General features: G+C 67.6%; 22 protein-coding genes and 1 riboswitch. Of the genes, 6 read left to right on the forward strand and 16 right to left on the reverse strand.

Going from position 1 to position 25523, the window contains the following annotated elements:
- Both AMS67_RS07790 and AMS67_RS07795 read left to right on the forward strand, forming a co-directional pair.
- Positions 1–1093 (forward strand): aldehyde dehydrogenase family protein (locus AMS67_RS07790; RefSeq protein WP_053386894.1); only part of this gene is annotated, 1093 nt, incomplete at its 5' end.
- Positions 1094–1319: 226 nt separating this feature from the next.
- Positions 1320–1571 (forward strand): hypothetical protein, encoded by a 252-nt coding sequence (locus AMS67_RS07795; RefSeq protein ID WP_053386895.1) that lies wholly within the window; start codon positions 1320–1322, stop codon positions 1569–1571.
- Between the two features lie 197 nt (positions 1572–1768).
- Here AMS67_RS07795 and AMS67_RS07800 read toward each other — a convergent pair whose 3' ends face one another.
- From AMS67_RS07800 to AMS67_RS07850, 11 genes are all read right to left on the reverse strand, one after another.
- Entirely contained in the window at positions 1769–2122 is a 354-nt protein-coding gene (locus AMS67_RS07800) for a hypothetical protein (RefSeq protein ID WP_053386896.1), read from the reverse strand.
- A gap of 114 nt (positions 2123–2236) precedes the next feature.
- A complete protein-coding gene (gene purH, locus AMS67_RS07805) occupies positions 2237–3895 on the reverse strand; it encodes a bifunctional phosphoribosylaminoimidazolecarboxamide formyltransferase/IMP cyclohydrolase (RefSeq protein ID WP_053386897.1) in 1659 nt (552 codons plus the stop codon).
- Between the two features lie 81 nt (positions 3896–3976).
- Complete coding sequence (gene purN / locus AMS67_RS07810; RefSeq protein WP_053386898.1) at positions 3977–4582, reverse strand: phosphoribosylglycinamide formyltransferase; 606 nt, start codon at positions 4580–4582, stop codon at positions 3977–3979.
- Positions 4583–4633: 51 nt separating this feature from the next.
- Complete coding sequence (locus tag AMS67_RS07815) at positions 4634–5170, reverse strand: nucleoside/nucleotide kinase family protein (RefSeq protein WP_053386899.1); 537 nt, start codon at positions 5168–5170, stop codon at positions 4634–4636.
- The gene (locus AMS67_RS07820) at positions 5170–6789 is read right to left on the reverse strand and encodes an ABC transporter permease (protein ID WP_053386900.1); all 1620 of its coding nucleotides are present in this window, start codon (positions 6787–6789) and stop codon (positions 5170–5172) included. Before AMS67_RS07820 ends, AMS67_RS07815 begins: the two co-directional genes overlap by 1 nt.
- 82 nt (positions 6790–6871) lie before the next feature.
- Positions 6872–7987, reverse strand: a complete 1116-nt coding sequence (locus AMS67_RS07825; protein ID WP_053386901.1) for a thiamine ABC transporter substrate-binding protein — start codon at positions 7985–7987, stop codon at positions 6872–6874.
- A riboswitch (TPP riboswitch) is annotated at positions 7982–8090 on the reverse strand. It overlaps the preceding gene by 6 nt.
- 6 nt (positions 8091–8096) lie before the next feature.
- Positions 8097–9926 carry a cell division protein PerM gene (locus AMS67_RS07830; RefSeq protein WP_156316577.1) on the reverse strand — a complete coding sequence of 610 codons (1830 nt, stop codon included), beginning with the start codon at positions 9924–9926 and terminating at the stop codon, positions 8097–8099.
- A gap of 148 nt (positions 9927–10074) precedes the next feature.
- Positions 10075–10977 carry a succinate--CoA ligase subunit alpha gene (sucD, locus tag AMS67_RS07835; RefSeq protein WP_053386903.1) on the reverse strand — a complete coding sequence of 301 codons (903 nt, stop codon included), beginning with the start codon at positions 10975–10977 and terminating at the stop codon, positions 10075–10077.
- Positions 10978–11010: 33 nt separating this feature from the next.
- A complete protein-coding gene (gene sucC, locus AMS67_RS07840; RefSeq protein ID WP_053386904.1) occupies positions 11011–12177 on the reverse strand; it encodes an ADP-forming succinate--CoA ligase subunit beta in 1167 nt (388 codons plus the stop codon).
- 84 nt (positions 12178–12261) lie between these two features.
- Positions 12262–13242 carry a GGDEF domain-containing protein gene (locus AMS67_RS07845; RefSeq protein WP_241488024.1) on the reverse strand — a complete coding sequence of 327 codons (981 nt, stop codon included), beginning with the start codon at positions 13240–13242 and terminating at the stop codon, positions 12262–12264.
- A gap of 46 nt (positions 13243–13288) precedes the next feature.
- Positions 13289–14248 (reverse strand): GGDEF domain-containing protein, encoded by a 960-nt coding sequence (locus tag AMS67_RS07850; RefSeq protein ID WP_241488025.1) that lies wholly within the window; start codon positions 14246–14248, stop codon positions 13289–13291.
- A 222-nt stretch (positions 14249–14470) separates the two neighbouring features.
- Between AMS67_RS07850 and AMS67_RS07855 the strand changes: the two genes are divergently transcribed.
- A complete protein-coding gene (locus AMS67_RS07855; RefSeq protein WP_053386906.1) occupies positions 14471–15100 on the forward strand; it encodes a TetR/AcrR family transcriptional regulator in 630 nt (209 codons plus the stop codon).
- A 56-nt stretch (positions 15101–15156) separates the two neighbouring features.
- On the opposite strand, the gene AMS67_RS07860 is transcribed toward AMS67_RS07855, so the two are convergent.
- Positions 15157–17718 carry an ATP-dependent helicase gene (locus AMS67_RS07860; protein ID WP_053386907.1) on the reverse strand — a complete coding sequence of 854 codons (2562 nt, stop codon included), beginning with the start codon at positions 17716–17718 and terminating at the stop codon, positions 15157–15159.
- A 91-nt stretch (positions 17719–17809) separates the two neighbouring features.
- On the opposite strand from AMS67_RS07860, the gene AMS67_RS07865 reads away from it, so the two are divergent.
- Together AMS67_RS07865 and AMS67_RS07870 are read left to right on the forward strand one after the other, a co-directional pair.
- Positions 17810–18820 (forward strand): asparaginase, encoded by a 1011-nt coding sequence (locus AMS67_RS07865; protein WP_075201279.1) that lies wholly within the window; start codon positions 17810–17812, stop codon positions 18818–18820.
- The gene (locus AMS67_RS07870; RefSeq protein WP_053386908.1) at positions 18817–20109 is read left to right on the forward strand and encodes an acyltransferase family protein; all 1293 of its coding nucleotides are present in this window, start codon (positions 18817–18819) and stop codon (positions 20107–20109) included. The genes AMS67_RS07865 and AMS67_RS07870 overlap by 4 nt, the downstream gene beginning before the upstream one ends.
- Here AMS67_RS07870 and AMS67_RS07875 read toward each other — a convergent pair.
- Positions 20087–21121, reverse strand: coding sequence for a glycerophosphodiester phosphodiesterase family protein (locus AMS67_RS07875; RefSeq protein WP_053386909.1), 1035 nt, complete (start codon positions 21119–21121; stop codon positions 20087–20089). The genes AMS67_RS07870 and AMS67_RS07875 overlap by 23 nt on opposite strands.
- 122 nt (positions 21122–21243) lie before the next feature.
- On the opposite strand from AMS67_RS07875, the gene AMS67_RS07880 reads away from it, so the two are divergent.
- A complete protein-coding gene (locus AMS67_RS07880; RefSeq protein WP_053386910.1) occupies positions 21244–22086 on the forward strand; it encodes a Bax inhibitor-1/YccA family protein in 843 nt (280 codons plus the stop codon).
- A gap of 414 nt (positions 22087–22500) precedes the next feature.
- On the opposite strand, the gene guaA is transcribed toward AMS67_RS07880, so the two are convergent.
- From guaA to AMS67_RS07895, 3 genes are read right to left on the reverse strand one after another with little or no spacing between them, the layout of a single operon-like run.
- Positions 22501–24087 (reverse strand): glutamine-hydrolyzing GMP synthase, encoded by a 1587-nt coding sequence (guaA, locus tag AMS67_RS07885; protein ID WP_053386911.1) that lies wholly within the window; start codon positions 24085–24087, stop codon positions 22501–22503.
- Between the two features lie 19 nt (positions 24088–24106).
- Positions 24107–24604 carry a DUF3817 domain-containing protein gene (locus AMS67_RS07890; protein WP_053352832.1) on the reverse strand — a complete coding sequence of 166 codons (498 nt, stop codon included), beginning with the start codon at positions 24602–24604 and terminating at the stop codon, positions 24107–24109.
- Between the two features lie 55 nt (positions 24605–24659).
- Positions 24660–25520, reverse strand: coding sequence for an SURF1 family cytochrome oxidase biogenesis protein (locus AMS67_RS07895; RefSeq protein ID WP_241488026.1), 861 nt, complete (start codon positions 25518–25520; stop codon positions 24660–24662).
- Positions 25521–25523 lie beyond the last annotated feature (3 nt).

Below are 25523 nucleotides of genomic sequence, written 5' to 3' on the forward strand. Positions count from 1 at the left end.
CCTCATCGTCAAAGCCCACTCCGGGCACCCTGAGCTCTCGGATGCCACCGCGCGTGTGGCCTCTGCGGCGATTCGCGAGGCCGGTCTGCCCGAGGGATCATTCCAGCTCGTGCACGGACGCGAAGCCGGCGTGGCGATCCTGCAAGACCCGCGTGTGCGTGCCGGTTCCTTCACCGGTTCGATCGCGGCCGGACGTTTGCTCGCCGACATCGCCGCTGCTCGCCCCGCACCGATCCCCTTCTTCGGCGAACTCGGCAGCGTGAACCCGGTCTTCATCACCGCCGACGCCATCGCCGAGCGCGCCGAAGACATCGCCACCGGCTACGTCACCAGCGTCACAGGGTCCGCCGGGCAGCTCTGCACGAAGCCCGGGTTCGTCTTCGTGTCGGCGGGAGACGCGACAGCGCAGTGGCAGGATCGCATCCGCGCCGCCGCCGAGGGCACCCCTGAGCACCGCTTGCTCGACCCGCGCATCGCGCAGAGCTACGACGAGCGCCGCACCGCCGTGCTCGGCGCGGCCGGCGTGCGCGCGATCGTCACCGGCGGGGTGCGATTCGACGACGCCGGTCAGGGGTGGGCCACCCCCACGATCGTGGCCGTCAGCCTCGACGACTTCCGCCTCGCACACCAGGCCCTCGCGCACGAGGCGTTCGGTCCGCTCTCCATCATCGTCGAGGTGCCTCACGACACCGATCTGGCAACGTTGTTGCCCGAGTTCTTCGAGGGGAACCTGACCGCGACGCTGCACCATGGCGAGGCGGAGGCCTCGGCTGCGCACCAGAATGCCGCGGCACTCGGCACGCTCGTTCGAGCGATGGCCCTCCAGGTCGGTCGCGTCTTGTTCAACGGATGGCCCACCGGTGTCGCCGTCACCCCCGCCCAGCAGCACGGCGGCCCCTGGCCCGCGACCACCAACGACGCGTCAACCTCCGTCGGCACCGCAGCGATCACGCGATTCCTGCGCCCCGTCGCGTTCCAAAACGCCCCCGCCGCGCTCCTCCCGGAGGCACTCCGCGACGACAACCCGCTCGGCCTACCGCAGCACATCGCCCCGGCGGGCGAATCCCAGTCGTGGGGAGCCCGCTGGCGGTAGCCCCGCCCTGCGGCCGCTGCCCCGCCCCCGGCCCTGCGGCCCCAGCCCCTGCACCTGCGCTTGCGCTTGCCGGATTGGGGTAACTTCGGACCAGTGCGGACGCTGAAAAGCGTCGGCACACCGGTCCGAAGTTACCCCGATCCAAAATGGGCGGTGCGGATCGACGGAGTCGCGGTGTAGCAGAGCAGCGTGGCAGGCGGCCGCTCCGTTCCGGTACCGTCGAAGCATGCCCAGCCTCATTCAGCAGCGCCTCGCGTTCGAACGCGAGCATCGATACGGCTGGTGGATGCTCGTTCTGGCCGTGCTCGCCGGCGCGTTCGCCATTCACCGAGCCGCACTCGGCCCGGCGTGGCTGTGGATCGGCGTGCTCATTTGGGTCGCGCTCGCACTCCTCTCACTGCGGCGAATCCTGCGGGCCCGACGTGCACGTCGCGCCTTCGAACTCGAGCACGGCCCTGACGCCGGCATCCGCCCCTAACGCAGCCTCGCACTCACGGCCCCATCTGCGATTGGGGTAACTTCGGACCGGTGTGCCGGCGCTTTTCAGCGTCCGCACTGGTCCGAAGTTACCCCGATCCGCAATGGGCGGGGCGGATCGTGCGTCCGCCAGGTGCCGCACACGCAACGATCCCCCCGGAGCTTGCTCCGAGGGGATCGTTCGCGTTCAGCCGCGGCTCAGTGCCAGAGCACCGCCAGCGCCACGTTGACGAGCGAGAGGCCGGCGATCGCGCCGAGCATGCCCGCCGAGGTGGGCTGCTTCTTCCGGCCGATGAGCACGACGGTGATGAGCACGAGCAGCACGACCAGCTTCACACCGATCTTCGCGTTGTTCGGCTGGCCACCGGTCGCGTAGACCATGCCCACGAGCAGCAGGCCGGTTGCGAGCAGCAACCAGGCACCGTGCAGAATGCCCGGCGTGATGCGGGCGCGCGCTTCCTTGACCGCTGAGAGCTGCGCCAGCGTGCTGCCGAAGACAGCACCGAAGGCGACGAGGTGCAAGACGATCAGAATTCCCTTGACGATTTCCACGTCTTGATTCTGACGGCCCGCACCCCGCCGCGCAACGTAGGCGAGGCTTGCTCACAACTGATGAATCACCAGTAAAATTGCAGATCAGCGACCATTCCGCGAGAAGGCCCCAGCTTAGTGGAAGAAGTGGCGCTCACCGGTGAAGTACATCGTGACCCCGGCCGCCTCGGCAGCTGCAATGACCTCGGGATCGCGCACGGAGCCGCCCGGCTGCACGACGGCGCGCACGCCGGCGTCGAGCAGCACCTGCAGTCCGTCGGCGAACGGGAAGAACGCGTCAGACGCCGCGACCGACCCGCGCGCACGATCCCCCGCACGCTCGACCGCCAGGCGGCACGAGTCGACGCGGTTGACCTGCCCCATGCCGACGCCGACCGAGGCGCCGCCCGAGGCGAGCAGGATGGCGTTCGACTTCACCGCTCGGCTCGCGCGCCATGCGAACTCGAGATCGGCGAGGGTGTCGGCGTCGGCGGGCTGACCGGTGGCGAGCTCCCACTCGGCCGCCGGAGCGAAGGCGTGATCTGCATCTTGCAGCAGGAAGCCGCCAGACACCTGCCGCAGTTCGACCGGATTCGGGGTGTAGTCGGCGGGCAGCACGAGCAGTCGCACATTCTTCTTCTGGGTGAGGATCGCGAGCGCCTCGGGCTCGAAGCCCGGTGCGACGATGACCTCGGTGAAGATCTCGGAGACCGTCTCAGCCATGGCCCGGGTGACGACGCGGTTCGCGGCGATCACGCCGCCGAACGCCGACACGGGGTCGCAGGCGTGAGCGAGCTCGTGCGCCGCGGCGATCGGATCGGCTGCACCCTCGGGCGCGACGGCGATGCCGCACGGGTTCGCGTGCTTGATGATGGCAACGGCCGGGCGCTCGTGATCGAACGCGGCGCGCAGTGCGGCATCGGCGTCGACGTAGTTGTTGTACGACATCTCTTTGCCGTGCAGCTGGGTCGCCTGCGCAATGCCGGCGCCCTCGTTCTCAGTGAACAGTGCGCCGCGCTGGTGGCTGTTCTCGCCGTAGCGCAGCACCGACTCGCGCAGTCCGAAGACCTCGTACCCGACGTAGCCCTCGGTCGTCGCGAAGATGCTGTCGATCGATGCCTCGTCAGACGGTGCCTCGAGCGTTTCGGCAGCGCCCCATTCGGCGTCCTCCTGCTCGAGGAACCAGTTGGCGACGGCCGCGTCGTACTGCGCGGTGTGCACGAACGCCTCGGTCGCGAGCGAGCGGCGCTGCGCGAGCGTCGTGCCGCCGGCCTGCACCGCGGCGATGATCTCGTCGTAGCGCGCCGGCGAGACCACGATGGCCGCGTTCGCCTGGTTCTTCGCGCTCGCGCGCACCATTGCGGGGCCGCCGATGTCGACGTTCTCGATGACGTCGGCGGCGGGCTTGCCCGAGGCGACCGTCTCTTCGAATGGGTACAGGTTCACGACGACGAGCTCGAATGCGGCGAAGCCGAGCGTCTCGAGCTGTGCGCGGTGGTCAGCGAGGCGCAGGTCGGCGAGCAGGCCGGAGTGCACGGCGGGGTGCAGCGTCTTGACGCGCCCGTCGAGCGCCTCGGCGAAGCCGGTCACCTCGGCGACGTCGGTCACGGCGTGGCCGGCGTCGCGAATCGTCGAGGCCGTCGAGCCGGTCGAGACGATCTCGACACCGGCTGCGGCGAGCGCTGCGGCGAGGTCGAGCAGGCGGGTCTTGTCGCTCACGGAGATGAGCGCGCGGCGCACGGGAATCTGGTCGCGGTGTTCGTACAGGCTCGGATCGTGGCTCTGAACTGCCATGCGGAAGGGCTCCTCGGGTTCGTGTTCGCTGGCTTCGGAAAGGGTGTGAGGGGTCGCTGGGTCACCCGCGGCGGTGCGGGATCACCCGACCCGCGGCAGGGTGAGCTGCCCGAGTGCGATGTCGCGCACGGTCTGCACGAGCAGCGGGCGTTCGAGCTGCTTGATGCGTTCGTGCAGTTCGTCTTCGGTTTCTCCGTGCTGCACGTCGACGGCGGCCTGGCGCAGCACTGGGCCGGTGTCGACGCCCTCGTCGATGACGTGCACGGTGACGCCGGTGCGCTCGGCACCCGCGGCGAGCGCGTCGCGGACGGCGTGGGCGCCGGGGAAGGCCGGGAGCAGCGCCGGGTGCGTGTTGATGAGTCGCGGGCTGAACTCGCGCACGAAGCCGGGCGGCAGAATGCGCATGAGCCCGGCACTGACGACGAGGCCGGCGTCGGGGCCGCTGCCGACGCCGTGCTCCTGGATGGCGGCGGCGAGTACCTGACCCCATTCCTCGCGGGTGCCGGAGTCGCGCGGGCGCACGATGAAGGTCGGGATGCCCGCGGTTCGCGCGTACTCGAGGCCCGCCGCTTCGGTGTCGGAACCGACGCAGACGATGCGTGCGGGGAACTCGGGGTCGGCGGTCGCGTCGATCAGCGCTTTGAGGTTGCTGCCGCCACCGGAGATGAGAACCGCGATTTTCAGCACCGGATCAGTCTACGCGACGCTCGGAGCAGCTGATTTCGCCGCCGCTGCGACTCAGCACTCCCGCACCTCGTCCGCGATCAGCCAGGGCTGGTGCGCGGCGTAGTGCGCGTCCTCCTGAGCAGCCCAGCGCTCCCAGTGGGGTGCGTACGTGTCCCCGTCTCGGGCGAGCGCCCGCGCCTTGCGCTCTGCGGTCGCGCACTCGAGCCAGATGCTGTGCACGCGGGGCTCCCGACGCTCCCCCGAGGCCCGCGCACCCCACTCGCGCGCCGCTGACACGTTGTCGGCCGTCAGAGCTCCGCACCCCTCGATGATGAGCGGGAGGCGGGGCACCAGCGGCGTCTGCGCACCGAAGCGCTCGGCGATCCAGTCGTAGGCGGCGAACCCGCCCTCGCGCAGTGCCCGTGCGAGGCCGAGCGATCCGGCACCCAGCCCGTCCCACCCGGGGTACAGCTCTTCGACGTGCAGCACCTCGGCAGGCCAGCCCGCTGCGGCGCATCGCTGCTGCACGGCCGAGGCCAGCTGAGTCTTGCCCGATCCCGAGCGGCCGTCGATGATCAGCACGTCCCAGTCCACCGCAGATGTCTGCATCAGAACTCCCGATTCCCGTCAGTGCGCCAGCGCTCCGCGAGCAGCATGACGCCCGCCGTGAGCACGCCGAGCACCACCGCTCCCGCGAGGCCCGCTCCGTAGCTGCCCGGCGCCTGGTGACCAATAAGCGCCGCCACCGCGACCGGCAACGTCTGCTCCCCCGGTCGAACTAAGAACGAGGTCGCGCCGAACTCGCCGAGCGAGGCTGCGAACGCGAAGCCGAGCGCGAGCCCCGTCGATCGCCCGAGCAGCGGCACATCGATCGCGCGCAGCATCGCGAACGGCCCCGCCCCGAGCGAGGCGGCGGCGTCGCGCAGTTCGGGGGCGATGCCCCGCAGCACAGGCAGCAAGGTGCGCACCACGAGCGGCAGGGCGACCAGCGCCTGCGCGATCGGAATGAGCGCAGTCGAGGTGCGCAGATCCAACCCGATGCCGAGCGGCCGATGCATCGTGAGCAGCAGCCCGAATCCGAGGGTCACCGCCGACACCCCGAGGGGCAGCATGACCAGGCCGTCGAACAGATCGATGCCGCGGCGCAGAGTTCGGGATCGGGGCCGGCGCGACAGCACGAGCGCGAGCAGGGCCCCGAGCACCATCGCGAGGAGCGCCGCCACCACTGCGATGCGGAGCGACGCGAGGATCGCCGAGAACACCGAGCCGTCGATCGGCAGCCCTTCGGGAGGCACGACCAGGGCCGCGTAGTTTGCCAGCGTCCACGCACCGTCACGATCCCGCAGCGACCGCGAGAGCAGGGTGATGAGCGGCAGAGCGTGCAGCAGCGCGACGGTCGCACCAAACACCACCAGCACCGGGATATCGACGCGACGAGGGCGCGCCCCGTGCGCACGATCCTCACGCAACTGCACGGCTCGTTCGCCTGCTCTGCGCAGTCGTGACGACACCACGAGCGCGAACCCGACGATCGCGAACTGCGCGATCGACAGCACGGCGGCGCCCCGCAGGTCGAGGTACTGCACCGTGAGCCGGTAGATCTCCGTCTCCACGTTCGCGAACGCCGAGCCGCCGAGAATGAGCACGATACCGAACGACGTGGAGCAGAACAGGAAGACGAGCGACGCCGCCGAGGCGAGCGCTGGCCCGAGCGCGGGCAAGGTCACGAGGGTCCAGGCGCGCGCCCGGGAGGCGCCGAGCACCCGCGCCGCCTGCTCGGAGGTGGCGTCGAGCCTCGCCCAGAATCCGCCCACGGTGCGCGCCACCACGCCCACGTTCGGAAACGCGAGCGCGAGCACGACCGCGGCAAAGCTCCGGTCAAGGCCCCACCCCGCGAGCGGGCCGCCCGCGCCGAGCAGCGCGGAGAACGCGACGCCCACCACCACCGACGGCAGCACGAACGGAACGGTGAGAAAGCCCCGCAGCAGGCTCTGCCCCGGAAAGTCGAGGCGGTAGAGCACGTACGCCGCGGGCACACCCAGCGCGAGCGAGATCAGCGTCGCGACGCCGGCCTGGGCGAGCGTCTGACCGATAACCCGCCAGGTGCGCGCCGCGCCGAACACCTCGGGGATGCCGCTGAAGTCGAGCGCACCGCCATCGACGAACCCCGTCGCGATAAGCGAAATGACGGGCCACAGGAAGAAGAGCGCGAGAAAGGCGAGCGGCACGGCCGTCGCCGCCGTCCACGCCGCGACACCCCACGGGCTGGTGCTCGCCCGTGACGTCGCGCCTCCCCCGCGTCGCAGAATGTCAGAGTCCGATCTGGTCGCCCAGGGTCTTCAGCCACCCCTCGCGCCCGGCCTCGATCTGCGCCGAAGTGAGATCGTGCGTCTGGTCGGCCGCAGGCTCGGGTGCGAACTTCGCCCATGCTTCGGGGAGTTCCACCGAGCTGTCGACGGGCACCATGTACATCGCTTCGGGGATGGTCTGCTGGAATTCGTGCGAGACGAGGTAGTCGACGACAGCCTCGGCTCCGGCCTCATTGGCGGCGCCCCGCAGCACCCCGGCGTACTCGACCTGCTGCGTGCAGGTGTCGAGCAGCGCGGCGGTGCTCGACGCGGTGCCCGCGTCATTCACGGTGAACGCCGGCGACGATGCGTACGACACCACGATCGGACGCGTGCCGTCTTCACCGCCCTGCGTGAACTGACCGTAGTAGGCGTCGCTCCAGCCCTGCTCGATGCGGGCGCCGTTGTCGACGAGCTGCTGCCAGTAGTCTGCGAATCCGTCCTCGCCGAACTCCGACACCGTGCCGACGAGGAACGAGCCGCCGGTCGACGATGCGGTCGGGTCGAGCAGCGCCGTGAGGTCGCGGTAGGCGGGCTTCGTCAAATCGGCGTAGGTCTGCGGCTCGGCGACGCCGTGCTCGGCGAACCAGGCGGTGTCGATGTTGATGCAGGTGGAACCGTGGTCGACCGGGATCATGCCGGTGCGCTCGACGTACTCGTTGCCGAGCGCGCTCGGCCCCTCGGCTTCCACCGCGTACTGGAGTGCACTCTGTGGAAGCGCCTCGGGCACGTACGATTTCACCACGCCGTTGTCGACGAGCCGCGACGCGAAAATGTTGTCGACTCCGAAGAACGCGTCGGCGACGGGTGCGCCTTTCGTGAGCACCAGCTTGTTGGTGAGCTCGCCGCCATCGCCGGCCGAGACGACCTGTACGTCGTAGCCGGTTGCCGCGCTCGCGGCCTTCGCGAAGTCGTCGTTCGGAAACGAATCGTGCACGATCAGCGTCACCGTCTTCGCATCGGCTTCGTCGGCGGCACCGGTGGTGCAGCCCGTCAGCACGAGACCGAGTGCGGCCGCTGCCGACACCGTGGCAAGTGCCGATCGTCGCGCGCGACGGGAAAAGTGGATAGGCGTCATTGAGGGCTTCCTTCCTCCGCTGGCATGAACCAGATCAGGTTGACGGTCGGAGCTCGCGTGCTCCCTCTCAGCCCTGCGCGTCAGGACTCCCGTGGATTGCCCTCTTACCTTAGTGCCCGCCGCCCGGCCAACGCCAACCGGAGCGCTTCTCGCTGCGGTCTTCCGCATCAGACGATGCGTCAGTGGTTTCGGGTGCCGCGTCCCAGGCGTAGGCGCGGAGCAGGTCGGCTTCGCTGAACTCCGGGTCTACGCTGCTGTGGTCAGCATTGGCATCGCGCGAGGTCTGCTCGGACTCCGGCCGTCTCTCGGACGGCGTCGAGGCGCTCGACGCCGTCTCGAGATCGTCTGCGTCGATCTGCGCGGTCTCGAAGTCTGCTCGCTCGAACTGCGCAGTCTCGAGCTCAGCCGTCTCGAACTCAGCCGTTTCAAACTCAGCATCTCCGATGCGCCCGGTCTCGAACGCCGCCGTCTCATCGTTCCCGGTGTCGACGGACGCATCGTTCAGATACTCGTCGTCAAGATGGGCATCGTCGACGGCCGACCGCTCGAGCTCCACCGTCTCGAAGGCAGCTGGGGCGTCGAAGGCACCTGCAGCGGCCAGGCGTGCCGAAACGACGTCTACCTCGACTGGCTCAGTGCGACGACGACGCCCCAGCGTCAACCCCGCGAGCGCCGGCGTCGCGTCCGTGACGCGCTCGGGGATCGCGGAGCGCACCTGCTGCACATCCATGCGACCCGCCAGCGCACCCAGCAGCAGCCCGGCGCCGACCTCGAGAGCGAGAAACCCACCGAGTGCCCAAGGGTGAGGGCCGTTCTCGGCGAGGCGATCCGGCCCCATCGCACCCCCGGCGGCCGAGGCCAGCCCCACCGCGACGAGACCGGTGCAGAGGCTCGCGATGACCGGTGCGGCCAGCACCACCGTCAACCTCGAACGGCGCTGCGCGGGCCGCCTCGCGAACCGCACGCCGAGCACGATCGCGGCGAGCACGATGATGGCGGGTGCCACTCCACCGAACGCGCCCCAGCTCGACGGGATCGCCCCGAAGATCGGCAGCGCCGGCAATGGGCCGAGGAGCGTTTCGAACGGCGTCGTCGAACTGCCGACTCCGATCGCGAACCCGGGCCCGGCAAGCCAAGACAAGCTCCAGACAATCGCCGTCGGCACCAGCGCCAGCTGCGAAATGAAGACGGTGAACGAGCCGAGAGGGTCGAGTTGCAGACTTTGCGTCAGTGCGGTGACATCGGCGTAACTCGTGATCACGGCAATCGAGAACGCGACCGAGGCGAGCCCGATAACTAGCGCGATCGATGCTGCAGCGAGTCGAAGCGCTTCGGCGCCGCGAGTCGGGAGCGAGGCCGCACCCGACCAGCCGAGGGCCTCCAAGCCGCGCTGCGCCTGGCGCACCAGCGCGTGCCACCAATCGTGCCCGTCGATCGCGGCCCGCACGACGAAGGCGGTGAGCGAGGACGCCCCGAATACGGCGGCCGGAACCGCGGCAGCAAGTGCGTGCGGCCACACCAGCAGTGGTGCGGCGAGCGCCGCTGCCGCGAACGCGATGCCGCCGAACCCAGCCGCGCCGCCCAGCGCACCGAATGCCCCCACACCTCCGCGAGCCGCAAAACGCCAACCCGAGCGCAGCGCGAGCAGCACGGTGACGAGGGTGATGCCGAGCGGGGCGATCGAAAGCGTGAACTGCAGCGCTTCAGGGGCAAGCCCCAGTGCAAGTGCCGCCTCGGCGGGCACCGCGAAGTGCAGCGGCACGAAGTGCGCGAGCAGCCACACTCCGGTGACCGCCGACGTGACCGATGCCGGTTCGGCGGAGAGCCCAAACGTCACGACCCAGAGCAGCACCCCAGGAACCGCGACAACGGCGAGCCCGGCGATCGCCACCGCGGCGGCTTCGATTGCGGCGATCACCGCGGTCACCAAGGATCTCATCGTCAGAAGCTTACTCCGCAAGAGTTCTGCCGAGCCGAGACGCACCCCTGCGGGCGTGCCGCTTGCGCATTGTCGGCCCGCGCCCCCGGAGACAGCACGGCGGGCCGGCCACCCCAGAGTGACCGGCCCGCCGACGTTCGGGTGCTGTTTACAGCTGGGCGAAAGCCTCGCGCAGCAATTCGGCGGTCTCGGTCGGCGTCTTGCCGACCTTGACACCGGCGGCCTCAAGGGCCTCCTTCTTCGCCTGAGCGGTGCCGGCCGAACCCGAGACGATGGCGCCAGCGTGCCCCATCGTCTTGCCTTCGGGCGCGGTGAAGCCGGCGACGTAGCCGACGACCGGCTTCGTCACGTTGGCCTTGATGAACTCGGCCGCGCGCTCTTCGGCGTCGCCGCCGATCTCACCAATCATCACGATGGCCTGGGTCTCAGGGTCAGCCTCGAACGCGGCGAGCGCGTCGATGTGCGTCGTGCCGATGACCGGGTCGCCGCCGATACCGATCGCGGTCGAGAAGCCCAGATCGCGCAGCTCATACATCATCTGGTAGGTCAACGTGCCCGACTTCGACACGAGGCCGATCGGCCCCTTGCCGGTGATGGTCGCGGGGGTGATGCCGGCGAGGGCCTCACCCGGCGTGATGATGCCGGGGCAGTTCGGGCCGATGATGCGGGTTTCGTTGCCGGTGGCCTGGGCGTGCGCCCACAGCTCGGCCGAGTCCTTGACCGGCACGCCCTCGGTGATGATGACGAGCAGGCCGATGCGGGCATCGATGGCCTCGATGGCGGCATCCTTGGTGAAGGCCGGCGGCACGAATGCGACCGACACGTCGGCGCCCGTCGCAGCGATGGCCTCGGCCACGGTCGCGAACACCGGCAGCTCGACGGCGTTGCCCTGCGCGTCAACGTGCGACACCGTGGTGCCCGCCTTGCGCGCGTTCACGCCGCCAACGATGTTGGTGCCCGCCGCGAGCATGCGCGCGGTGTGCTTGGTGCCCTCGCCGCCGGTGATGCCCTGGACGATGACCTTGGAATCCTTGTTCAGGAAGATCGACATGGTGGTTCTACTCCTACAGTCTTTCGTCTCGGATCAGCGGGCGTTGGCGAGCTCGGCGGCCTTGTCGGCGCCCTCGTCCATGGTGGCGGCCTGGGTGACCAGCGGGTGCGCCGCCGCGTTCAGGATCGCCCGGCCCTCTTCGACGTTGTTGCCGTCGAGGCGCACGACGAGCGGCTTGTTCGCCGCATCGCCGAGCTTCTCGAGCGCGCCGACGATGCCGTTGGCAACGGCGTCGCATGCCGTGATGCCGCCGAACACGTTCACGAACACCGACTTCACCTGCGGGTCGCCCAGAATCACGTCGAGCCCCGCCGCCATGACCTCGGCCGACGCGCCGCCACCGATGTCGAGGAAGTTGGCGGGCTTGACGCCGCCGTGGTTCTCGCCGGCGTAAGCGACGACGTCGAGCGTCGACATCACGAGGCCTGCACCGTTGCCGATCACGCCAACTTCGCCGTCGAGCTTCACGTAGTTGAGATCCTGCGCCTTGGCCTTGGCCTCGAGCGGATCCTCCGCCGACTTGTCAGCGAGCTCGGCGTGCTGCGGCTGGCGGAACTCGGCATTCTCATCGAGCGAGACCTTGCCGTCGAGCGCGACGATGTCACCTGCACCAGTCAGCACGAGCGGGTTCACCTCGACGAGCGTCGCGTCTTCGCCCGCGTACACCGCGAAGAGCTTCTGGAAGACGGGCACGACCTTGGCGACGAGCTCTTCGGGGAAGTTCGCCGCGCGAGCGATCTCTTCAGCCTTCACCGCATCGATGCCGGTGATCGGGTCCACTGCAATGCGGGCGAGCGCCTCCGGCTTCTCGACAGCGAGCTGCTCGATCTCCATGCCGCCCTCGACCGATGCAAGCGAGAGGTACGTGCGGTTTGCGCGATCGAGCAGCACCGAGAAGTAGAACTCCTGGGCGATGTCAGCACCCGCCGCGACCATCACGCGCTCGACGGTGTGGCCCTTGATGTCGAGCCCCAGGATGGCCTGAGCCGCTTCGAAGGCCTCGTCGGGCGTCTTCGCTACCTTCACGCCGCCGGCCTTGCCGCGGCCACCGACCTTTACCTGCGCCTTTACGACGACCACGCCACCGATCTTCTCGGCGGCCGCACGCACCTCTTCAGGGGTGTCGGCGACGATGCCGGCGAGTACCGGCACCTCGTATCGTTCGAATAGATCTCGTGCCTGGTACTCGTACAGATCCACGTACTGTCCTTTGCTTGGGAGTCGGGGTGATCCGAGGCAGAAAAATGTCTCGATGTCGAGCTAGCTCGACCGACGAAAAGCCTATCACCGCGAAGTGATCGAACCCTTACCGCGTGCTGGTTTCGCACGGAGCAGCTCGTCATCAGCGCGTGCAAGGGCGATGTCGAGGGGCTCGCCGGGAACCGCCTCGGCGATACCCCATGACCACGCAAACTGCGATGCCGCTCGCATCGAGTCCAGCGCCTGTTCGAGCTCGCTGGGCCCACTGCGCAGCACGAGGGCGAACTCATCGCCGCCGAGCCGTGCGACGAGGCCACCTGACCGGCCCGACGTGCCGCGCATCCCCACGAGCACGGTCCAGACCTCGACTGACTCGATCAACGCGGCGTCACCGGCGATGTGGCCCCCCGCATCGTTGAGCCCCTTGAAATCGTCGAAGTCGATCATCGCGACGGCCACGGGCTCCCCCGCCCGCGCCGCGCGGTTGCGCACGACCGTCGCGAGCTCGCCCAATCCACGCCGATTCAGTGCGCCGGTCAACGAATCGGTGCGCGCCTCACGATGGAGCTGACGCTGCACGGTGCGAGCCCCCACGTAGCAGAAGATCGCGATGAGGATCGCGTAGCCAACCATGACATTCGGATCGGCGAGGCCCATGCCGAGGTCCGGGTTCACCATCAGGATGATCAGCATGCGGATCACGCCGATGACCATGAGCACACGACCGAAGACCGGCGGGTAGAACCACCCAAGATACAGCGCGACGAACGGGAGTTCCAGGAGGGCATTGATCTCGGCATGCGCGTGCGAAGAAAACAGCAGGAAGTAGGTCGACCAGGTCTCGATCACAGCAAACATCACCACCCCCGCCCACAGCGGGTATCTGCGCCCGAGTACCAGGGGCAGCGCGGTTGCGACGCCGTAGAAGACGAGCCACATGGTCACCATCAAGCGGTTCATGTGCTGGTGACCGACGATGAGGTCGGACACGAAGACGACCGCGAGCAGAGCGGGTATCGCGGCGCTCATGTAGGAGAACGGGGTCTGCCAGCGCACAAACCGCATCCATATCTCCGAGCCGAGGCTCGCGAGATCGGGGTACAACCGGCGTCTATCCATAGTGCGCCTGCCGCTTCTCGCGCTTCTGCTCGTAGAGCGCCGCGTCCGCGCGACGCCACAGCGACGCGGTGTCGTCTCCGACTTGGAGTTCCGCAACTCCCCATGACCAGGCATGAGGCGATGCCGTGAGCAGCCGTTCGGCAATGCCTGCCGCAGTCGCCGCATCGGTCGCCGGGAGCAGCAGAGCGAATTCATCTCCCCCGATGCGCCCGATGACATCCCCGACGCGTACTTCCTCGAACCAGACGCCGATCGTCGTTTCGAGTGCCACATCCCCCGCCGCATGACCGTGGGTGTCGTTCAACGTCTTGAAGTCGTCGAAGTCAATCGCCACGAGACTCAGCGGTGCACGCGCCCGGTCGATGCGATGAGCTGCACGCTCCTGGAATCGTGCGCGCGTCAATGCCCCAGTCAGCGGGTCCGCCGACTCGATGCGCACCTCCCTGCGCCAGAGATACAGCCCGGCGCCGTAACAGAAGATGAGCCCCAGGAGCGCGTGCACGGCAACGGGTGCACCGATACTGCCGTTCGCACCAAACAACGGGTTTGAGAACATGACGATGGCGAAGCCGACGAGTCCGAACAGGGCAAGCGGCACGGCGACCTTCGGCCGCACGAACCACCCGAGATAGAACGCGACGATCGGAAACTGCTGCACCGAAGAGATCACCGATTGCGGATCGTCGCGCAGACTCAAAAAGTAGCCCTGAGCGACGAAGAACACGCACACCGCAACCACACCGATCCACCGCGGAATTCGTGCACCCGAGAGCAGCGCGCCGATGCCACCGGCGAGACTCACGACGAACAGGGTCCAGATCAACCATCGATGCGCCATGTAGTGGTGAAAGAGCAGATCGACCACGAGCGTCAAGCTCATGAGCAACGCCGCAAACGCGACATACCACGAGTGGGCATTCTGCCTCTGCACGAGCATGCGGAACCAGGACACGGGTCGCCCCTCCTCTGTGACGTTGTTGCAAACCCCCCGATTTCCCCAACTGTCAGACCCACAGGCTACACAATGTTGGGGTGAAAATCCTCTGCCGTCCTTAAATTACTGACGGGATCGTTCCCGTTTTCTCAGAGATCGTGATTACACTCGATCGCACTGCGTCGCCGCCCCTCCCACTCCGGGGAGTCGCTCGAGTCGGCGCAGCGGGAGAGCAATCACGTGAGCACCATCGAGGCCGCCCCACCCGAGGGGCTGCGCGCCCGCAAGCGCCGCCGTACCGAAAACGCGATCGAGTCTTCGGCAGTCGCGCTCGCCCTCGAACTCGGCGTCGAGAACGTCACCGTGGACGCGATTTGCGAGCGGGCCGATATTTCGCGGAGCACGTTCTTCAACTACTTCCCCTCGCGCGATGACGCGATTGTGGGCCGCGCGATCGAGATTCCCGAGGGTGACCTCGCGTTCTCCGTGCTCGACAGCACGCCCGACAATCTTCCGCTCGGGCTCTTCCGCCTGCTCTTCGCAGCGATTGGGCACCGCAACATCAACGCAGAAGTGGCGCGTGATCGACTGCGACTCATGACCGAGCAGCTCGAAGCGGGTCGTTTGACGATGGTGTCGCTGCTCGAATCGGGATATCAGCTCAACATTGTCGCGACGGCTTGGCTGCGCGCGCGACCCGAGCACGCCAAGCTCGATTCACCTGAACGCGAGTCGATGCTGGCGCTCGCGCTCGTGCACGGGGCGATGTCGGCGCAGATGGCGGTGTGGTCAGCGGGCAGCGGCGACACCGATGCCGACGAGAGCGATTTCATGAGCGTTGCTGAGGAATACCGCAAGCTGCTCGGCTAGCCGACCCCGATTCCGAAGCGACCTCGACACCGGGATTCGGAACGAGGTCGCGGCGTCTACTCGTCGACCTTTTCGATCGGTGCGAGCTTCACGAGCAGTTTGCGCTCGCCGACAGAGTCGAAGACGACGTGCGCGATGCGTTTCGACCCGATGCCAGAGATTCCGGTAACCCGCCCTGCCCCGTATTCTTCGTGCTGAATGCGATCTCCGGACGCCAGTTCGAGGTCTCCGTTGTCGCGCACCGCTCCCCCGACAAGATTGGGGAACCCGCCACCGGCCGCCTGCGCTTCTTTCGCGAGGCGCTTCCGTTCGCGCCATTTGTCGAGAGCCGACTGCATGTTGCCGCTGGCTGGTTCGCTGACCGCTGCAGCACCGGAGCCGCTCCCGCCGCCGACCCCGGCGAACGACACCGATGAATCGGTGCGGGTGCGCGATGACCAGGAGGCGGTCGAACTGCGCGGAGCGTTGAGCGCGCGCGAGGCGGTGCCGCCGCGACCCGTCACCTCACCGGGCGACTGTCGCCAGTCGATGAGCCCCTCGGGTATCTCTTGCAGGAAGCGCGACGGCATCGCGACCGAGACGTCGCCGAATGTCGCACGCGTCGAGGCGAGCGTGAGATAGAGGCGTTCCCGGGCGCGAGTGATTCCGACGTACATCAACCGTCGCTCCTCACTGATACCGCCGACTTCGTCGACCGACATCTGATGTGGCAGCAGCCCCTCTTCGACGCCCGTGATGAACACCGCCTTGAACTCGAGGCCCTTCGCGGTGTGCATCGTCATGAGCGAGACCGTGCCGCTCGAATCATCGAGGTCGTCGGCCGCCGCCACCAGACTCACTTCGGTGAGGAACGCGAGCAGGCCCGCTCCCGGCTGCTTCGCATCGAACTCTCGGGCCACCGCGACGAGTTCTTCGAGGTTCTCCGCTCGCGCATCGTCTTGCGGATCGCGCTTCGCCCGGAGCTTCTCGATCATCTCGGTCTCGTCGAGGATCAGCTTCAGCAGGTCGCCGACCGGAGCCGGCACCGCTGCTTCACCGGCGACATCGGTCGCGCCCCCACCCACGGCCATTCGAGCGGCTCGGGTCAGCAGATCGGCGAGCTGGCGCACAGCGCCCTTGATCTTCGGGCCGAGAGCCGAGACTTCATCTGCGCGCAGCATCGCTTCGTGGAACGACAGCCCGTGCGCCTCTTGGAAGTTCGCGAGGTGCGCTTCCGCCATCGCACCGATGCCACGCTTCGGTGCGCCGATGAGTCGTGACCAGGCGATCGGGTCGTAGGGGTTCGCGATGCTCGTGAGGTACGACATCGCGTCTTTCACTTCGGCGCGCTCATAGAACTTCGTGCCGCCGAGCACGCGGTACGGAATCGCCGAGCGGATGAGGAGCTCTTCGAGCGCACGCGTTTGCGAATTCGTGCGGTAGAACACCGCGACGTCGCCGTAGGCGAGACCGCCCCGGTGCAGATCTTCGATTTCTTCAGCAACGAATCGCGCTTCGTCGTGCTGCGAGTACCCGGTGAACCCGACGATGCGCTCGCCGTCGCCCTCCGAAGTCCAGAGTCGCTTCTCTTGGCGATCGAAATTGTTGCCGATGACCGCGTTCGCCGCCGACAGGATGTTCTGAGTGGACCGGTAGTTCTGCTCGAGCTTGACCACTTCGGCCCGGGCGAAGTCTCGCTCGAATTCGACGATATTGCGGATATCGGCACCGCGGAAGGCATAGATCGACTGGTCGGAATCGCCGACCACGGTCAGGCTTGCAGCGGCGATGCGCCCGTCGGCATCGAGCTCCCGATCGCGGGCGGGCGGCACCAGCCGCTCGACCTCTTCGGGCTCGATCGCCCGCGTGAGCTCACGAATGAGCGAATACTGCGCGTGGTTGGTGTCTTGGTACTCATCAACGAGAATGTGCCGGAACCGTCGCTGATAGATCGCGGCGACATCGGGGTGCGCCCGGAACAGATGAACCGTCTGCCCGATCAGGTCGTCGAAGTCGAAGGCGTTCGCCCGTCGCAGCTCTTGCTCATACATCTTGAAGATCTCGACGAAGAGCCGCTCGCGCGGGTCGCTGTCATTCATCGTGCTCGAGTAGCTATCGGCATCGGTGAGCTCGTTTTTCAGACGCGAGATCTTGGAGCCCGAATTGGCCGGTGTGAAGCCATAGGTGTCGGCGTCGAGTTCTTTGATGATGCGCTTGAGCAGTGCGCGCGAGTCGGCGGAGTCGTAAATTGTGAAGCCAGACACGTAGCCGAAACGCTCGGCCTCGCGGCGCAGGATACGGACACATGCCGAGTGGAAGGTCGAGATCCACATGCCCTGCGACGCATCGCCGAGCAGCCCCTCGATGCGTTCGCGCATCTCGGCCGCGGCCTTATTTGTGAAGGTGATCGCGAGGATCTGACTGGGCCAGGCCTCCTTCTCGCGAATCAAGTGGGCGATGCGGTGCGTCAGCACGCGGGTCTTGCCCGACCCAGCGCCGGCGACGATCAGCAGCGCAGGCCCTCGCGCGATCACCGCACGCGCCTGGGCCGGGTTCAGGCCGTCGACCAACGGGTCAGAGCCGCCTGCGCTGCCGCCGATCGGAATGCCCGAGGGGTCCAGAAGTTCGAATTCGCTCATCGTACGGATCAGTCTACGAGCAGCCCCCGACATTCGGCCGCGTGCGGCGCGATGCACGCTTGACCCCTCGCGATCCCGCACAATAGAAGGCATGTCTGTTTCCGCGCGCCCCTCCGTGCTCGTCTTCGCAACCGGCGGCACGATCGGCATGCGCAATACCGACGGCGGGCTCGCCCCCGATCCCGATTTCGCCGATGTGCTCGAAGACCTCGTCGATCGCATCTGCGCCCCGTTGGGCATCGATCATCGGGTCAACCATCTCTCCCCCGCCATCGACAGCGCGAACGCCGACGCCGAAACCGCCCCGAAGATCGCCCGCGCCGTGCGCGCTCGCGTGCGCACACAGCGCCCGCGAGGGGTCGTGATCACGCACGGCACCGATACGCTCGCGTACACCGCGGCGCGCCTCGCTTTCGAACTCGCCGACCTCGGCGTGCCCATCGTTATCACCGGTAGCCAGCTGCCGCACGGCGCGCCCGGTACCGATGCCGGTGACAACCTGGCGCTCGCCATTCGCGCTGCCGTCAAAGCGGCCCACGGCTCACCCGCTGCGATCGCCTTCGGTGGTTCCCTGCTGCCGGCGGTACGCACGACGAAGCATGACAGCGTCTCACTCACCGCGTTCCGGGCCGAGTTGCCGCTCGCAGCGCACAGCTCCGGCGTGCCGCCAGAGGCAGCCACTCCGCGCGGCGAGACCGCCTCGGCCCCCGCGCGCGTCTTGTCGTTCCGTTTCGTGCCGGCCGTCACCGCCGATGACCTGCGCGCCGCCGTCGGCGGCGGCCCGCATGGCCTCGTGCTCGAGTGCTACGGCAGCGGTAACGGGCCAATGGCGCGACCCGGCATGCTCGGCACGCTGCGAGAGCTCTGCGCCGCGCTTCCGGTCGTCGCGGTCACCCAGTGCGTCACCGGAGGGGTCGATCTCGATCGCTACGCGGTCGGTCGCGAACTCGCCGCAGCCGGCGTCATCGACGGCGGCGACCTCACCGTCGAAGCCGCGACCGCAAAACTCGGGTACCTGCTCGACCGAGGGTTCTCGGGTGACGAGCTCCGTCGCCTGATGCACGCCAATCTGGTGGGCGAACGGGCGGATCGCGAGTCGTGACTCGACCCGATGCGCGCCCGCGGCAGATCGTTGTTCCTGCCGATCGTGATCTGTCCATCGATGCGGCGCGTATCGGGAGCCTGCTGCTGGTCGTCCTGATCCATCTCTTGATGATCGGAGCCAGCGTCGGAACAAGCGGCGTGCAGCTCTCGCGGCCGCTCGAGGCGCAGCCCTGGTTCGCGGCGGCCACTTGGGTGGGTCAGATCATGCCGCTCTTCTTCCTACTCGGCGGCTTCACCGGGCTCCGTTCGTGGCGCAGCTCGCGCGCCCGCGGGGCCACCGCGATGGCCTTCGTGCGCGGACGCGTCGTGCGACTCGCCCGCCCGGCGCTCCCGTTCTTCGCCTTCTGGCTCGTCGTGCTGCTCGCGGGCCGTGCCGCAGGCATCGATGCGGCACTGCTCGACGCCGTCGCTTCCGGCGCAGGAACGCCGATCTGGTTTCTCGCCGCGTTTCTGCTCGCGCAGTGCGTCGTGCCGGTCTTCGCCGCGCTGCATGCGCGCTGGCGGTGGCAAACGCTGATCACCCTTGCCGTGTTGGCGATCGGCGTCGATGCGATCCGGCTCGCCACCGGAATCGAGGCCATCGGCTGGCTGAACTTCGCGTTCGTGTGGTGGTTCGTGCAGCAGCTCGGATTCGTGCTGCTCGACGGATCGACCGAGCGGCTTCGCGCCCAGCCGGGTGGGGTGTGGCTGCTCGTTGCCATCGCTGCGGCCGCGTACGCTGCGCTCGGAGCCAGCGTCGCCGCGGGCTGGGACTCGGCAGACATGCTGCAGAACCTGAACCCGCCGACCATCTCGCTCGTGTGCCTCGGCATCGCTCAGATCGCGCTCTTCGAGGTGCTGCGACCCGGGCTGCGCTCCCTCATGCGTCTGCGCCCCGTGCAGGGCGTCGCGTACCTCATCGGAGCGCGTGCGATGACGGTGTACCTGTGGCATCTGCCCCTGATCATCGCGATCACCGGTCTCGGGCTGCTGTTGCCCGGCGGCGGGCCGACACCCGCGTCTCCGGTGTGGTGGGCGACCCGACCGATCGTCTACGTCGTCGTAGTCGCCGCCGTCATCGCCCTCGCCGTGCCACTCGCGCGGTTCGAACAGGTGCCCGCGGGCTATGCGTCGCGGAAAGCGGGCGACGTCGCCGTGTACATCGCCGCCCTCGCGGCCTTCGGCGGCGCGTTCTGGGTCACCGTCGATGCACTCGGCCTCGTGACCGCAGCCGCGGGTACCGGAGCACTCGCGCTCGCCGTGGTGCTGGTGCGCGGCAGACGCGTCACCCCGCCGAGGTCTTCGTAACGCCGTCGCGGATCATCACGCCGAGATCCGGGTGATCCACGAAGATGCCGTCGACTCCCGAGGCCGCAATCATCGCGAACTCGGAATGCCAGTCGCCCCATTCGATGCGCCCCGCATCGGTCTGGAAGCGCGCATTGAGCGAACGGTTCTCGGGTCGCAGCGTCCAGGTGAACACCCGAAGGCCGCGCGCATGGGCACGGTCGACAAGGTTGGTCGGCCCGATCGCCCGGCCCAGCACATCACGGCGCAGCAGGTTCTCTTTGGCAACACTGATGCCGTGCACGCGCGCCGCGAGCGCATCGAGACCGGCGTCACTGCGGTACCAGGCGTAGCTGCGCGGCGGTGCATCGCCGACTGGCTCGTCTGCCGGTGACCCGAAGTGCTCAGCGAGAAAGACAAATGCGGCGCGTACGCCTGCCTTGCGCAGGCGGTCGAGCACGCCCAGCTCGAACGATTCGATGACCAGGCGATCCGGCCGGTCGTCCCATCCGGCGGCCGCGAGCGCGGTGATGAGAAGCGCAGCGAGATCGATGCCGCGATCGGCATAGAAGCGCGCGTGCTTCACCTCAACCACGACCCCGATCTCACGATCGAGCGCTGCGCTCTGCGCATCGACCACCGCAAAGACATCGCTGAGGCGCAGGATCCCCTCCTGCCCATCGAACGCAGTGTTGTCGGGGCGCACACGCGGCATCCGCTCTCTGCTGCGCAGCGTTTCGAGCTCAGTCCAGCTGAAGTCTTCGGTGAACCAGCCCTCGAGCCGCTCGCCGTCCACCACCTTCGACGTGCGGCGGTCGGCGAACTCCGGGTGATCCGCCACGTCCGTCGTCCCGGAGATCTCATTCTCATGCCGCACGACCAGCACTCCATCGCTCGTCGCAACGATGTCGGGCTCGACCAGATCAGCGCCGAGCTCGCACGCGAGACGGTAGGCGGAGAGCGTATGCTCCGGGCGGTATCCAGATGCCCCGCGATGACCGATGACAAGTGGGCTGGGGCGTGAGCTGACCATGTGCCCAGCCTAGAGCTGCGGCGCTACGCCCTGGGTGAACGGCGTCCAAAAGTCACAGCGCATCCGAAGCGCTCACTCCGTAGACTGGGCGTGTCCCATACGCCTGGAAAGGATTCCGACGCATGAGCAATCCGGCTCTCAGTAACAACCCCGCACTCAACGGTAAGACACTTACCGCTGACGAGCTGCGCCGCATTTACGACCAGCCCGCTGCGCAGACGCAGCGCCCCGGTGTCGATACGCCCGCCACCGACGCCGGCTTCGGGGCGCAGCAGCCTCCCGTGGTCGCGCCCTCCGACAAGCCGATGACCTACGAGAACACGATCTCCAAGACCGTGCTGCTGTTCGTCATCGTGCTCGCATTCGGTGCGGTCGGCTGGTTCGTTCCGGCGCTCGCGCTCCCGGCCGCGATCATCGGCCTGGTGCTCGGCCTCGTGAACTCGTTCAAGAAGCAGCCCAGCGTGCCCCTCATCGTGCTGTACGCAGTGTTCCAGGGCGTCTTCCTCGGCGGCATCTCGGGCGTGTTCGAGGGCCAGTGGCCAGGTATCGTCTCGCAGGCAGTGATCGGCACGCTCGCCGTATTCGCGGTGACGCTGCTGCTCTTCCGCAGCGGCAAGGTGCGCACCAGCCCCAAGATGAACAAGATCTTCATGGTCGCGATCTTCGGCTACCTCGCATTCTCTGTCGTCAATGTCGTGCTCATGCTCACCGGCGTCAACCAGGATCCGTGGGGCATGCGCGGTGCAACGATCTTCGGCATTCCGCTGGGCGTCGTCATCGGCGGCCTCGCCGTGCTGCTGGCCGCTTACTCGCTGGTCATGGACTTCGAGCTGATCCAGAACGGCGTGCGCAACCGCGTGCCCGAGAAGTGGGCCTGGTCGGCGGCCTTCGGCCTCATGGTGACGCTGATCTGGCTGTACGTCGAGATCCTGCGCATCCTCGCGATTCTGCGCGGCAACAACTAGCGATTCGCATCGCACTCGAACGGGCTCGGCGCTTCGGCGCCGGGCCCGTTTTCGTGCGTGCGGGCGGGAGCTCCGAACGCCGAATGCTCCCTTTCTCGCCGAGCCCCTGCCATGTGCACGCGCACTTCAGAGGGGCTCGGTGAGCAAGGGAGCATTCGTGGGCCAGTGGTCGATCGGGCCGCGGGCGGTTCCGACCGCAGAAACGGGAAGAGCCCGGCCGAAGCCGGGCTCTCACCTTCCCGCTCTGCGAGCGGCCGAGACCGCGACGGTCCCGGAGTGAGCGAGGATTGCCCAGAAATGGGCAATCCCTAAACGCTCACTCCCACTCGGCCGCGCACGCGGCCGAGTTCCACACGGTGCTGATCAGAGCGGGACCAAACGGCGAGAGCCCGGCCGAAGCCGGGCTCTCGCCGTTTATTCCCACTCAATGGTTCCCGGCGGCTTCGACGTGACGTCGAGTACCACTCGGTTGACCTCCGGAACCTGGTTGGTGATGCGGTTCGAGATGCGGGCCAGCACGTCGTAAGGCACGCGGGTCCAGTCGGCGGTCATCGCGTCTTCCGACGAGACCGGGCGCAGCACAATCGGGTGACCGTACGTGCGGCCATCGCCCTGCACGCCCACGGAGCGCACGTCGGCGAGCAGCACGACCGGGCACTGCCAGATCGAGTTGTCGAGGCCCGCGGCAGTCAGCTCGGCGCGAGCGATCGCGTCGGCCTCGCGCAGCACCTCGAGGCGCTCGCGGGTGACTTCACCGACGATGCGAATGCCCAGGCCGGGGCCGGGGAACGGCTGGCGGCCGACGATCGCTTCGGGAATACCGAGCTCACGGCCGATCGCGCGGACCTCGTCTTTGAACAGGGCGCGCAGCGGTTCGATCAGCTCGAAGTCGAGGTCTTCAGGCAGGCCGCCAACGTTGTGGTGCGACTTGATGTTCGCAGTGCCCGAGCCGCCGCCGGACTCGACGACATCGGGGTACAGCGTGCCCTGCACGAGGAACTTGATGGGTTCGCCCTCGGCCTTGGCCTCAGCGACCAGGTCACGCTGCACCTGCTCGAACGCGCGAATGAATTCGCGGCCGATGATCTTGCGCTTCTCTTCGGGGTCGGTGACGCCCGCGAGGTGACCCAGGAACGTGTCTGCGGCTTCCACAGTGATGAGGCGCACACCCGTCGACTCGACGTAGTCCTTCTCGACCTGCTCGCGCTCGCCCTTGCGCAGCAGCCCGTGATCGACGAACACTGCGGTGAGCTGGTCGCCGATCGCCTCGTGCACGAGCGCGGTCGAGACGGCGGAGTCGACGCCGCCCGACAGTGCGGAGATGACGCGTGCGTTGCCGACCTGCTTGCGGATGAGCTCGATCTGCTCGGCGATGACGTTGCCGGCGTTCCAGTCGGGAGCGATACCCGCGACGTGGTGCAGGAAGTTCTCGAGGATCTTCTGGCCGTGATCCGAGTGCTTCACCTCCGGGTGCCACTGCACGCCGTAGAGCTTGCGCTCGGCCGAACCGAAAGCAGCGACCGGGGTCACGGCCGTCTTCGCGAGCACCTCGAAGCCCGCGGGGGCCTCTTGCACGGCGTCTCCGTGGCTCATCCAGACGTTCTGCTCCGCCGGCTGGCCGCCGAGAATCGCGCCGCCGTCGCCGACGAGCGTCGCATCGGTGGCTCCGTATTCGCGGTCGCCGGTGTTGCCGACGGTGCCGCCGAGTGCACGGGCCATGACCTGGAAGCCGTAGCAGATGCCGAGCACGGGAACGCCAAGCTCGAAGACGCTGTCATCGAATGACGGGGCGCCCGCTTCGTAGACCGATGACGGCCCGCCCGAGAGCACGATGCCGAGCGGGTTGCGCGCCTGCACCTCTGCCGCGGTGATGGTGTGAGGTACGAGCTCCGAATACACTCCGGCCTCGCGCACGCGTCGCGCGATCAGCTGCGCGTACTGCGCACCGAAATCGACGACGAGTACGGGGCGGTGCCCCGGCTGTTCCGACTGAATCGTCATGTTCGCTCCAGTGAGCCTTTCAGGAAGTCGCGGACGAGGCCGCAGCGGATGAGGTCGAGGCGGGGCCGGCGGCCGAGTCGGTCGCGTTCCCGAGTGTTGCGAGGGTGCCGTTCACCTGGCGCACGATGCGTGCCTCGAGGAAGAACGACATGAACGGAATCACACCGCCGAGAGCGATGAGCAGGAACTTGCCGAAGCCCCAGCGCATCGGGCTCCACAGCAGGAAGTCGGAGATCAGGTACACGACGTAGAACCAGCCGTGGGCGATGAGAATCGCTTTGAACAGATCGAACCCGTTCGCCTGGAAGTCGGATTCGAGCCCCTCGGGAGCGAGTTCGTAGAAGTGCGCGAACCCGTCGGGGGTGAAAAGGAACAGCTGCACGTTGAACGCGTACTTCATCACCATGACTGCGCACAGCAGCAACAGCATGACGCCGGTGATCACCGAGGTGACCTTGTAGAAGCTCAGCGCTTTACGGATGCGCGGGAAATCGGCGGGCTTGGGCTGCAACTGCATGGGATCCATTCTACGGCGGGCCTCTGACACCGCTCGCACGACGTCGGAGGAGGGGTTAGGAGTCAGATTCGGCGTCTGCGCCAGCTTCGAGCAGCATGAGTTCGTGTTCCTTCTCCCACGCATCCCGCGCGAGGCGGTACCAGAAGAAGATGGCGAACCCGGCGAACACGACCCATTCGATCGCGTAGAAGACGTTCAACCAGTTGACGGTCTCGGCCGGCAGCGGCGCGACCGAATCGACAGGATCGAGGCCGGCTGCGTCGAGCAACGGACGCGAGCCCGAGTCATCGTGCAGCACCAGATACCCCGAGTAGACGGGGCCGTCGACGACCTGCCACTGATTGGCGAGCGCGGCGGGCACCATGGTGTGCTGGGTCTGTGGATCTTCATCGCGATCCGGCACCTGCGGCCCCTCCGGCGGCATGTATCGCCCGGTGAGCGATGCGGTGGCAGCGAATGCGGGATCACCCGACAGTTCCTCGGCGATGCGTCGCGCGTCGTCGGCGCTGGGCGCCCACCCCACCGCCACCGACAGACTCGCGCCTGCCTCGGCGTGCTCGCCGCTGGTGATAAGGTGCCCCACGACCCAGGCTCCGGTGCGGCCGTCGTTATCGCGTGGAGACACCACAGAGAAGTCTTCGGGCACGAATGTTCCGTCGAGTTGCACGACGACCCCGGCCCCCGCGTCGGTAACGCCTCGGTCGAACGAGGTGACCTCTGACAGCGGACGCACCGACTCGGTATCCACCTGCTGCTGCGTCTGATTCTGCACGGCGACCCCCGCCTGCCACTGCGCGAGCGCGGCGAAAGCGACGGCGATGCCGAGCGCGAGCAGCAGTGCCAGAATCCAGCGCGGTCGCCACATGACCTGAGCGAGCGTCGGCTCGCCCAGGTACTCCGGCTTACTGCGTGCCAAAAT

Source organism: Leucobacter japonicus (assembly GCF_001273855.1).
Taxonomy (GTDB): domain Bacteria; phylum Actinomycetota; class Actinomycetes; order Actinomycetales; family Microbacteriaceae; genus Leucobacter; species Leucobacter japonicus.

Coding starts and splice junctions, on each gene's coding strand:
- AMS67_RS07860 (WP_053386907.1), bottom strand. CDS start 17,718: ATGAGCGAATTCGAACTTCTGGACCCCTCGGGCATTCCGATCGGCGGC.
- AMS67_RS07890 (WP_053352832.1), bottom strand. CDS start 24,604: ATGCAGTTGCAGCCCAAGCCCGCCGATTTCCCGCGCATCCGTAAAGCG.
- AMS67_RS07815 (WP_053386899.1), bottom strand. CDS start 5,170: ATGCAGACATCTGCGGTGGACTGGGACGTGCTGATCATCGACGGCCGC.
- AMS67_RS07825 (WP_053386901.1), bottom strand. CDS start 7,987: ATGACGCCTATCCACTTTTCCCGTCGCGCGCGACGATCGGCACTTGCC.
- AMS67_RS07795 (WP_053386895.1), top strand. CDS start 1,320: ATGCCCAGCCTCATTCAGCAGCGCCTCGCGTTCGAACGCGAGCATCGA.
- purH (WP_053386897.1), bottom strand. CDS start 3,895: ATGGCAGTTCAGAGCCACGATCCGAGCCTGTACGAACACCGCGACCAG.
- guaA (WP_053386911.1), bottom strand. CDS start 24,087: ATGACGATTCAGTCGGAACAGCCGGGGCACCGCCCCGTACTCGTCGTC.
- AMS67_RS07880 (WP_053386910.1), top strand. CDS start 21,244: ATGAGCAATCCGGCTCTCAGTAACAACCCCGCACTCAACGGTAAGACA.
- AMS67_RS07830 (WP_156316577.1), bottom strand. CDS start 9,926: ATGAGATCCTTGGTGACCGCGGTGATCGCCGCAATCGAAGCCGCCGCG.
- AMS67_RS07865 (WP_075201279.1), top strand. CDS start 17,810: ATGTCTGTTTCCGCGCGCCCCTCCGTGCTCGTCTTCGCAACCGGCGGC.
- sucD (WP_053386903.1), bottom strand. CDS start 10,977: ATGTCGATCTTCCTGAACAAGGATTCCAAGGTCATCGTCCAGGGCATC.
- AMS67_RS07845 (WP_241488024.1), bottom strand. CDS start 13,242: ATGCGGTTTGTGCGCTGGCAGACCCCGTTCTCCTACATGAGCGCCGCG.
- AMS67_RS07875 (WP_053386909.1), bottom strand. CDS start 21,121: ATGGTCAGCTCACGCCCCAGCCCACTTGTCATCGGTCATCGCGGGGCA.